The 9,676-nt window shown below is 33.1% G+C and carries 8 protein-coding genes; all 8 read left to right on the top strand.

The features are described from left to right. Window positions 1-218, top strand: a 218-nt coding sequence (locus G508_RS20330) for a hypothetical protein (RefSeq protein ID WP_035695175.1), incomplete at its 5' end; no start/stop codon positions are given. Between the two features lie 1,035 nt (window positions 219-1,253). Further along, window positions 1,254-1,601 (top strand): helix-turn-helix domain-containing protein, encoded by a 348-nt coding sequence (locus G508_RS0118225; RefSeq protein ID WP_026706640.1) that lies wholly within the window; start codon window positions 1,254-1,256, stop codon window positions 1,599-1,601. Window positions 1,602-1,869: 268 nt separating this feature from the next. Beyond that, complete coding sequence (locus G508_RS0118220) at window positions 1,870-3,168, top strand: HEPN domain-containing protein (RefSeq protein WP_026706639.1); 1,299 nt, start codon at window positions 1,870-1,872, stop codon at window positions 3,166-3,168. 361 nt (window positions 3,169-3,529) lie between these two features. Continuing rightward, window positions 3,530-4,291: a hypothetical protein gene (locus tag G508_RS19335; protein WP_157486115.1), complete on the top strand. Its 762-nt coding sequence runs from the start codon at window positions 3,530-3,532 to the stop codon at window positions 4,289-4,291. 125 nt (window positions 4,292-4,416) lie between these two features. Beyond that, window positions 4,417-5,259, top strand: a complete 843-nt coding sequence (locus G508_RS0118210; protein ID WP_026706638.1) for a hypothetical protein — start codon at window positions 4,417-4,419, stop codon at window positions 5,257-5,259. 604 nt (window positions 5,260-5,863) lie between these two features. After that, window positions 5,864-6,571 (top strand): S1 family peptidase, encoded by a 708-nt coding sequence (locus G508_RS19710; protein ID WP_026706636.1) that lies wholly within the window; start codon window positions 5,864-5,866, stop codon window positions 6,569-6,571. Window positions 6,572-6,964: 393 nt separating this feature from the next. Further along, the gene (locus G508_RS0118195; protein WP_026706635.1) at window positions 6,965-8,533 is read left to right on the top strand and encodes a type I restriction-modification system subunit M; all 1,569 of its coding nucleotides are present in this window, start codon (window positions 6,965-6,967) and stop codon (window positions 8,531-8,533) included. Beyond that, on the top strand, window positions 8,517-9,668 hold the full coding sequence (locus G508_RS19910) for a restriction endonuclease subunit S (RefSeq protein ID WP_026706634.1): 1,152 nt from the start codon (window positions 8,517-8,519) through the stop codon (window positions 9,666-9,668). Before G508_RS0118195 ends, G508_RS19910 begins: the two co-directional genes overlap by 17 nt. The last annotated feature ends 8 nt before the right edge of the window (window positions 9,669-9,676 follow it).

Genomic DNA, 9,676 nt, shown 5'->3' with positions numbered 1-9,676 from the left:
GGATTATCGTGTCGCTTTGGATTTGGACACGAATTGCACGAATTGGCACGAATTTTTGCGCTTTGCTTGGGTTAAACGCAGATTACACGGATTACACGGATTACATGGATTATGTGGATTACGCGGATTATCGCTTCGCTTTGGATTTGGACACGAATTGCACAAAATTGCACGAATTGGCACGAATTTTTGCGCTTTGCTTTGGTTTGGGTTTGTAGTTCTTAGGTCATAGGCAGTGGGTATTGGTTATTTGGTTGTTTCTTTCTTTCTTTCTTTCTTTCTTTCTTTCTTTCTTTCTTTCTTTCTTTCTTTCTTTCTTATTCATCATGATCTATAATCTGTCCCCAAGCTTCGGGATAACATTTGCAATTAAAAAAACCTGCCCCTTTCTCCGATTAACTAACCCACTATTAAACTATCTAAAAATTTCGTCTTCATTCAGGGCAGGGAGTTTGGTTTGGTGTTCAGTGTTTGGTGCTCGGTGTTCGGTGTTCAGGGTTTAAGGTTTAAGGTTTAAGGTTTAAGGTTTAGGGTTTAAGGTTTAAGGTTTAAGGTTTAAGGTTTAAGGTTTAGGGTATTTGGTGGCTTTGGGTTGGGCCCGTGGCGTTTTTCCCAAACATTTTGCACTTTCATTTGTGCAATTGAAATAAAGGATTTACTTTTAAAGTGCGAGTTTAAGATAGCAAGAGGCCTGTTATTCCGGATGTATGGTTTGGGGATGGGGCTGTTGGGGGTGCAATGGTGGCAGTGCCTGCCGGTGCATTGGCCCACACGGACTGCGTGTGCAGGGTGCCTTCTGGGTCGCTGCCTGCGTTGCGTGCTGATCCCATTGGCGGTGCCACGGGGCCACCCAAGCTGGATTCCGGTCACGGTGGACGGACGATAAGGGGGTGCCTGTACTTCGTTCTCATAGTTGTGTCTATTTGGAACGATGTTTCTGCGTGTGTAGTTACTTGCAAAAAAAGCAAGGAGCGGTCTCACACTTGTCAATCCGAGGGTGTCCTAATACCCAGGCAAAAAATTATCACCTGCAATTGAAAGTTTGCGTGAGAACCGCTCACATGCCGTATGCAAAAGTAAAAAACTTTTTGACATGGAGCGATTTCACGATACTCTCGTCTGCTAAATTTAGGACTTTACGGAACGAGAAAACATCGTTTAATTATACCCATTGGTTAATTAATATTTCGCTACAGCAAATATATTGAAATAATTTAAATATCCAACATGTTGGATAAAAAAAAATATTATAAATGGAAAAAATATTCGAGTTTAAGACAACTCAATTTGATTTTGATTTGATTAATCATATAAAGGAAATTAGAGAATCTAAAGAATTGAATAAGGAAGATTTAAGCAAAATGATGGGACTTGCAAGTTCTTTCGTAGGTAATGTTGAATCATTTACCCAACGACATAAATATTCAACCCGACATCTCACCCTATTAGCTAAAGCTTTTGGCTTTAAGAATATTTCAGATTTATTGAATTTCCCTACTCCAAAGTTTGATAAAATTAAAGTTACCGTAAAGCAGACTATGAATGAGGCTGGTAGTAAAGTGCTTCAAAACGAAGTTTTAAGGATTGAGGAAGTGAAATAGGTTTTTCTTTGTAATTTAAAAACAGGTTTATACGTATTGGATGCTGGCATTAAAGTAGTTAATTTGATGTTTTCAAAGTTTAATGCTGATTACGGCAATACGTAATTTTGGTATTGATTATTTGTTTAAAATTGTATCAAACTAACGTATCAACTAAACCATGGGGGAGCGTATATAGAACTAAGTAGTCGTATATGTGCTACAGAGTAACTTATATAAACACGTTGTGCGTCATTTTATAGTAACTACTGAATTAAATTAACTTATTATGAACTTCACTTTACCTGAAAGAAATAAATTAGCTAGTTTATTAAATGCATTCGCCAATAAAAGTCTTAAAGAAGGAGAAATTGAATATGATTATGAAGATAAACCATATCAAAATCTATTTCAAGCTTTGTATAATATTCCAGAAATTCGAGCAATTTATGATGGCGATATCTTGATGTATGGTGTAGAAAAAGGAATAACAAAAAGATTTAAAACAGTTCCAGTACAATTTAAAGAAGATAGTATTGAAGAAATAATTAAAGAAATTGTTACAACACTTAAACACAATTTAGCTGATCATGTAATAGTTGTTCCAATTCAATCTGCTCAATTCAATAATGTATTTAGGATTGACAACCTTACTTTTATACCCCAAAATTATTCAAGGCAAGATAAACTAAAAATTATTGCGAGATCAGCTAAAAAAACTTTGGCAGAAACTGTTTCCATTGCCGATCATACTGAAAAATCTAGATCACAAGACTTTTTGAAATACCCACTTTTGCTTATTAAACAAACGCATCAGACAAGTACAGTTCACTACAGTTCACTTAATATTGCAAAAATAATTATCTATTCCATTCGATGTTTTTATTATGGAAACATACATAAAACTTCAAAAGACAAAACATCTTTTCTTTCCTGGGCACAAACTAGCTTAGTAGAAGCAAGCCATTTAGCAATTTATTCCAAAGAAAACTGGAGACAAAATCATAAGCCATTAAACTTTGATGTTAGTGTTCCATTTGATTTAAACTGGTTAGAAGATAAGGAGATGAGTAAAAAATTCAAGAATTTTCTTAAGAGAATATATTTTGAAAAAAGCCTAGATGATTTTAATGTCTCCTTTCTTAACGCACTAATTTTATTCAATGAATCAATAAAACAAAATACTTCAATTTCAACGATTATAACGATGACAATTGCAGAAAGTATTTTAACTAGAAATAGAAATGAGAAACGGCTAAGGATTTCTGCAATTATTCCACGGTTAATGAAGTTGCCTAAAAACAGACAAAAACAAGTTGCAAGAGATTTTGACGAATTATATCAAAAAAGAAATAATTTTGTTCATAGCGGAGAATCTGTTTCTATAAATTATGATTTTGAGACCTCTGAACCAACAATTCTCGAACAAGGAAGAAAGATAATAGCACAATTAATTTTAAGTTATCCAACTTTTGAAAATATCATTGAAAAGAAAATCCCGGCAAATGATACAACAAATAAACAAGTAATCAGAATGAAGTATTGGGATAAATATGTTGACTCAATATTTCATGATATTATTTATTAAAGAAACGAACGAACAACAGTAGTAACTGCTGCACAACCCTTTCAAAGAACTATTCCGAAGCTTCGGGAAATGCGAGTTTTTTTTTTATGATTAAAAACTAAATTTTTTTCTATTAAACAAAAGTATGAGGGTTTTTGTTTTACAAAATAGTGTTTTCCCTATTGTGGAGCTGAGTTGAATTGCAGAAATTGGCTGAGTGTAAAAAAAAGTTTTTGGGAATTAGGAAAACCGTAAACTGGAGTAGCTATATTTTGCGTATTATTGCGAAAGCTCAAAGGAATTATAAGCTTATATACACAAGGAGCTTTGTAATTGATTTCCACATTGTTTTACACATTCACACATTATGGCTCGCAGAAAAATGAAAATTGGAATCTGCCGTATTTGTAAAAAAAATACGGAGTTAAGTTTTGAACATATTCCACCAAAAGCAGCATTTAATAAATATACAAAATTTCGAAGCGTTCCTTATTTAGAATATGTCACAAACTCCCATAAAGGAGACTATAAACCTAAAGCAAAATTACAACAAGGAGGTCTTGGTAGTTATTGCCTTTGTAAAAATTGTAATAGCTTTTTAGGGACTAACTATGTACCAGAATATTTTAAAATGGCCCATATCTGTAAAACCATTACTCAAGAAAAAGATTTTGATAGAGCTATTTTCACAACAATAGATATTTCTCCAATGAGATTTTTGAAACAAGTATTATCTATGTTTATATGTATGAATGACTCAGATTTTACAAATGATAATCCTCAATTATTAGAATTTATCAGAAACCCAAAATCTCAAATATTACCAAAGAGGTTTCGTTTATTTATGTACCTGAATAATCTAGGTCAAATTCGTAACTTTACTCATATGTACACAAACAAATATGGATATGTAAATGAATTGACATTTCCTCCATTTGGCTTTGTTCTCAGTATGGATCCTGATTTTGCAATTCCTATAACAGAAATCACCCACTTTAAAAACATTGATGAAGGTTATAGAGGGGAGGTTAATTTTGAGCTTTTAAAACTTCCAACTCATTTACCTTTTCCAATTGATTATAGAACACTCGAAGAAATTGAAGAAACTATAAAAAATAATAAAGAATACGAGGAGTATAATTAATATGTTCTACAAGATGTTTTTTAGAAAACGGAATTATTATATACTTTATTTATATTTGAATTGAAAAGGGTATAACTATTCAATGAAATCATTTAAATAGAATAATAACATTAGACAGTAACAAAATGGATAATAAAAATAAAGAACATGGTGATTCATGGACCATATTAGAAATCATATTTCTTTGTTTTATTATTATAGCGATAAAATATTTCGATGAAAATTTGCCTCATTTATCTTTTGAAATATGTTTTTTTGCTGTATTTGGAGTAATGATTTGGAGAATGTATCTCATTTTAGAAAAAAAATTTACAAACATAAAATTACCCTTTTTTTTATTTACTTCTATTATACTAATTTTCCCTTTTTTACATTTCGTTTTCTATAAAATTGATTCGAAAAACTATACATTTAGTCAAGAATTTTTAGATTTAAAACAAAAAGAGTTTGAAGCTAGTGCTATTGATTATAAAGACTGTGCTTTTTTACTATCTTTTGTAAATGATGCAAATAATCTTTTGCTAAAATCTAAAATTGATGATACTCTAATAGGAAAAACTTTTTCTAGTGGTCAATACATAATTAGAGTCGAGGCTACTAAAAATTTAAGAAGACCTTGCGGAAGAGACTACAATTGTAAAGATGTATATGTATCAAATAAAAAATCACTGGAAAGAGCTAAGTTTACTATTTCATCAGAAACTGTAAAAGAGGCAATCACAAAAAAAATAAATAAAAGAGATGAGATTGTCTCAATGTCAAATGATCTAAAATCAAACGTCCATTTTAACAGCTTATATTTTGATTCAGTATCGGTATTTATATTTAGCAATTTTAAGCCAATCACAGGTGCTTCGCAGTTCTTACAATTTTTACAACTTATCACTTTTTTCTTTTTTTTACATTCTGTAACTGTTAATCTTGATAGATTTGACAAGTTTATCGTTGTAAAAAGACAAGATTCATAAAGCTTCAATTAGCACATATTTCTTCAACTATTTGTTTACACTTATTCGGAAGGCTTGTTTGGAAGGCTTGTTTGAGCTTTCCAAACTTCCAAACCTATGTTTCGAGCTTGTACAACGCATCTTCCACTTGGATGCGGTTGGCTCTTTTGTTTAAAAAATTTTGTGACAGGCTGGGAAAACAGAATTGCTTACTTTTTTAATATAGAAAGTAGGAAGTTGACTGTTTTAAAAAATAGGGTTTTCCCTATTGTGGAGCTGAGTGGAATTGCTGAAATTGGCCGACTGTAAAAAAAGTTATAGGGAATGAGGAAAACCGTAAATTAGTAAAAACTAGCTAATTTATATTTGAACTATTGTAGTTTTTATTCTACACTGTCATTTGAAAAACAGGTATTTCTACGTGTTGGATTACTACTACTAAATTGCTTAATTTGGTATTTTAAAAGTTTAATGCTGATTCCGGAAAACCGTAATTTGAATATTTTTTTGTTTATCACTGTAAAAGCTAAGAAAAGTTTATAGCGGGTATAGGACTAATTAGGTTTATATGAGCTACTTTGTATAGTATCTGCAATTTATATGTAATTTTAAAAAAGACAAAAATATGGACTTCTCAAGTCAATACATTCAAATTCAAAATTCTGTTATTCGAGTATTAGCAACAACTGGTCAAGGTGGGAATCACCAAATTGTTAGTTCTGGAAGCGGAGTACTTATAGATAATGGAACAAAAGCTTTAACTTGTAGTCACTGTATAGTTCCAAACACGATGATCGTAGGTGCTTTGTCAGGACAAAATATTGGTCAAATTGCGAATGTTATTTACAACGATCCTGTAATGGACATAGCAGTACTTGAATTCCAACAAATAATCGGTCCAGGAGTGGCTCTGGGAGATTCGAACAATGTATTAATTGGACAAGAAGCTTTTGTCGTGGGATTTCCTTCACATACAACTACCATCTCTGCTCTTGGAGCTAATATTGCTGGCTTTGAGGCAAACAATGGAAATCAACTCATAATGATTGATGCTTCTGTAAATCATGGTAATTCTGGTGGTCCACTATTTAATTCAAATGGAGAATTAATAGGTATAGTTAACGCAAAATTTGGCAATCTCTCGCAATTTTTAAATCAAGTGCAGCAAGCAAATCCACAAGCTGCAATGGTAATAGGTGGAATAAATCCTGTCCAAGTAATTCAACAATTAATAGGAGAAATGAAAAAAAATTTGAATTTAGGTATGGGTTCTGCAATCCCACTAAGCTCCATAGGAAATGCAACTAATTTAATAGCTAACCTAATACCATAAAGCCACATTCAACAGCTGTAAACGTCGGACAACTTCCACAAACTAAACTTTTAGTACATTTATAAAGACTACCTCTTATTCTGAGGGTTGCGGGATGTGCGGGGCTTTCATATGTGAAGATGTGTTTTGGAAAATTGAATAGCTCACTTTTGTGAATATAGGTAGGAGGGTTGTTGTTTAAAAAAAAATAGGGTTTTCCCTATTGTGGGGAGGGGTGAAATTGTTGAAATTGGCCGGGATGTAAAAAAAAAATTGGGAATGAGGAAAACCTTAATTTTTATCCATTTTCGCTTTTTACATTTGTTTAAAATCACGTAGAAATACGGGGTATTATAATTGTTAAAATGGATTATATTTGGTAGGTTTGAAAAGATCAAACAAGTACAAAAATCAATGGCAAAACAGAAAAAAGAAATCGTAGAAAAACCAATAGAAGTCACCTTATGGGATGCTGCCAATAAGTTACGTGGCAGTGTGGAACCTTCTGAATACAAGCACGTCGTACTGAGTTTAGTGTTTTTAAAGTTTGCAAGTGATAAATTTGAAGTCAAACGACAAAAACTAATAGACGAAGGCAAGGGAAAATATATTGACATGGCTGATTTTTATGCCATGGAGAACGTGTTTTATTTGCAAGAAACTTCACGGTGGAGTTTTTTGATGAAGAAGTCGAAGCAGAATGACATTGCCTTGGTGATTGACACTGCCTTGCACACCATAGAAAAAAACAACAAAGCCTTAAAAGGTGCTTTGCCTGATAATTACTTTTCGCGACTGGGTTTAGACGGCACCAAGCTTGCCTCACTACTCGACACCATAAACGATATTGATACCAACAAAGACCCGAAACAAGACATTGTGGGGCGTGTGTATGAATACTTTTTGAGCAAGTTTGCCTTGGCAGAAGGAAAAGGAAAAGGCGAATTCTATACCCCTAAAAGCATCGTTAACCTCATTGCCGAAATGATTGAACCCTACAAGGGCATTATTTATGACCCCGCTTGTGGCTCTGGCGGTATGTTTGTGCAGAGTATAAAGTTTATTGAAGCCCACCATGGCAACAAACAGGAGATTTCCATCTATGGACAGGAATATACCAATACCACCTACAAGCTTGCCAAAATGAACCTTGCCATTAGAGGGATATCTGGTAACTTGGGTGAAAAAGCTGCCGATACGTTTGCCGATGACCAACACAAAGATTTAAAAGCCGATTATATCATGGCCAACCCACCTTTTAACCAAAAAGACTGGCGTGCCGAAAACGAATTAAAGGATGACCCACGATGGAGAGGCTATGAAACCCCACCGAAAAGCAATGCCAACTACGGTTGGATTTTAAATATGGTGAGCAAACTCTCTGAAAATGGAGTGGCAGGTTTTATCTTGGCAAATGGCGCTTTGAGTGGCGGTGGCGAAGAATACAAAATTAGAAAACAACTGATTGACAACGATTTGGTAGAAGCGATTGTGATTTTACCACAAAATATGTTTTATACCACCAACATAAGTGTTACGCTGTGGATATTAAACAAAAACAAAGCAGCTAGAACAGTGCAAATGCCTGACTTGGTTAGAAACTACCGCAACCGTAAACACCAAGTATTGTTTATGGATTTAAGGGAAACAGGAATCCCTTTTGAAAAGAAATTTACACAATTTTCAGAAGAGGATATCATTAATATTACTCAGACCTATCATGTATGGCAGACCGATGCTGCCACTTATCAAAACGAACCTGAATTTTGTTACTCCGCTAGTTTAGATGAAATTATCAAAAAGGATTATTCGTTAGTGCCGAGTAAATACATTGAGTTTGTAAACAGTGATGAGAATATTGATTATGCTACCAAGATGAAAACCTTGCAGGCAGAAATGACCGATTTACTCAAAGCCGAAGCACAATCCAAAGCTGATTTATTAACTGTTTTTAATGAATTGGGATATGACATCGAATTATAAACCAATTGGCGATTATATACAGCTTGTTGATGAACGAAACAAAGGTTTACAATATACCAACTTGTTAGGAATTAGTGTTACCAAAGCGTTTATTCCTTCGGTGGCAAATATTATTGGTACTGACATGGAGAATTACAAAATTATCCGTAAAAACCAATTTGCTTGTAGTATTATGCAAGTTAGACGAGATAAAAAAATGCCTGTTGCACTATATAAAAGTGATGAACCGTCAATAATCTCTCAAGCTTATCCCATTTTTGAAATTAAAGATACTAATCAATTATTACCTGAATATTTGATGATGTGGTTTACTCGTTCAGAGTTTGACCGAGAAGCTTGTTTTAATGCGGTTGGTGGTGTAAGAGGAAGTTTAGAATGGGAAGATTTTTGTTTGATGCAATTACCAATTCCATCACCCGAAAAACAACGTGAAATAGTAAAAGAATACAACATCATACAAAACCGTATTGCGTTGAATAACCAATTGATTGCTAAATTGGAAGAAACGGCTCAAACGATTTATAACAAAGTAGTTAAAGAAAATCAATGTGAAGAATACTTACTAAAAGATTTGTGCACATTTCAAGAGGGTTATGTTAATCCCTCTCAAGAAAACACAAAATATTTTGATGGAAATATTAAATGGCTTCGAGCAAATGACGTTAATGGAGGATTTATTTTAAATACAACTAGAACATTAACTGAAGAAGGTTTTAGTAGTGCTGGATCTAGTGCTTTACTATTCAAGCCTCAAACAATTGTTATAACAAAATCAGGAACTATTGGTCGATTAGGAATATTGAGTGACTATATGTGTGGTAATAGAGCTGTAATAAATATTAAACCTAAAGAAGATTATAATTTACCTCTAATTTTTTTCTTTTTAAAAAGTAAATATAATGAGTTAATAGATATGGCTGTAGGTAGTGCACAAGCAAATTTATATGTTCCTATCTTAGCATCAATGAGAATAAACTTACCTGATAAGAAAGATTTAACTCATTTTTATTTAGCTTCAAATGACATACTAAAATTAATGAAATTAAAAACTATCGAAACCAAAAAACTTGAGGAAGTGAAAGATTTATTATTAACAAGAATGACAAAGGTTGAGAGTGAAATAGAAACCGTTTAAAAAATGAA

It is taken from the genome of Flavobacterium soli DSM 19725 (assembly GCF_000422705.1).
Lineage (GTDB): Bacteria > Bacteroidota > Bacteroidia > Flavobacteriales > Flavobacteriaceae > Flavobacterium > Flavobacterium soli.
Note: the sequence above shows the minus strand (reverse complement) of the source record. Positions and strands in the feature narration are given on the sequence as shown.

Bases quoted from the DNA above. Each gene is read 5' to 3' on its own strand.
- G508_RS19910 (WP_026706634.1), top strand. From the start codon at position 8,517: ATGACATCGAATTATAAACCAATTGGCGATTATATACAGCTTGTTGAT.
- G508_RS19710 (WP_026706636.1), top strand. From the start codon at position 5,864: ATGGACTTCTCAAGTCAATACATTCAAATTCAAAATTCTGTTATTCGA.
- G508_RS0118195 (WP_026706635.1), top strand. From the start codon at position 6,965: ATGGCAAAACAGAAAAAAGAAATCGTAGAAAAACCAATAGAAGTCACC.
- G508_RS19335 (WP_157486115.1), top strand. From the start codon at position 3,530: ATGAAAATTGGAATCTGCCGTATTTGTAAAAAAAATACGGAGTTAAGT.
- G508_RS0118225 (WP_026706640.1), top strand. From the start codon at position 1,254: ATGGAAAAAATATTCGAGTTTAAGACAACTCAATTTGATTTTGATTTG.
- G508_RS0118210 (WP_026706638.1), top strand. From the start codon at position 4,417: ATGGATAATAAAAATAAAGAACATGGTGATTCATGGACCATATTAGAA.
- G508_RS0118220 (WP_026706639.1), top strand. From the start codon at position 1,870: ATGAACTTCACTTTACCTGAAAGAAATAAATTAGCTAGTTTATTAAAT.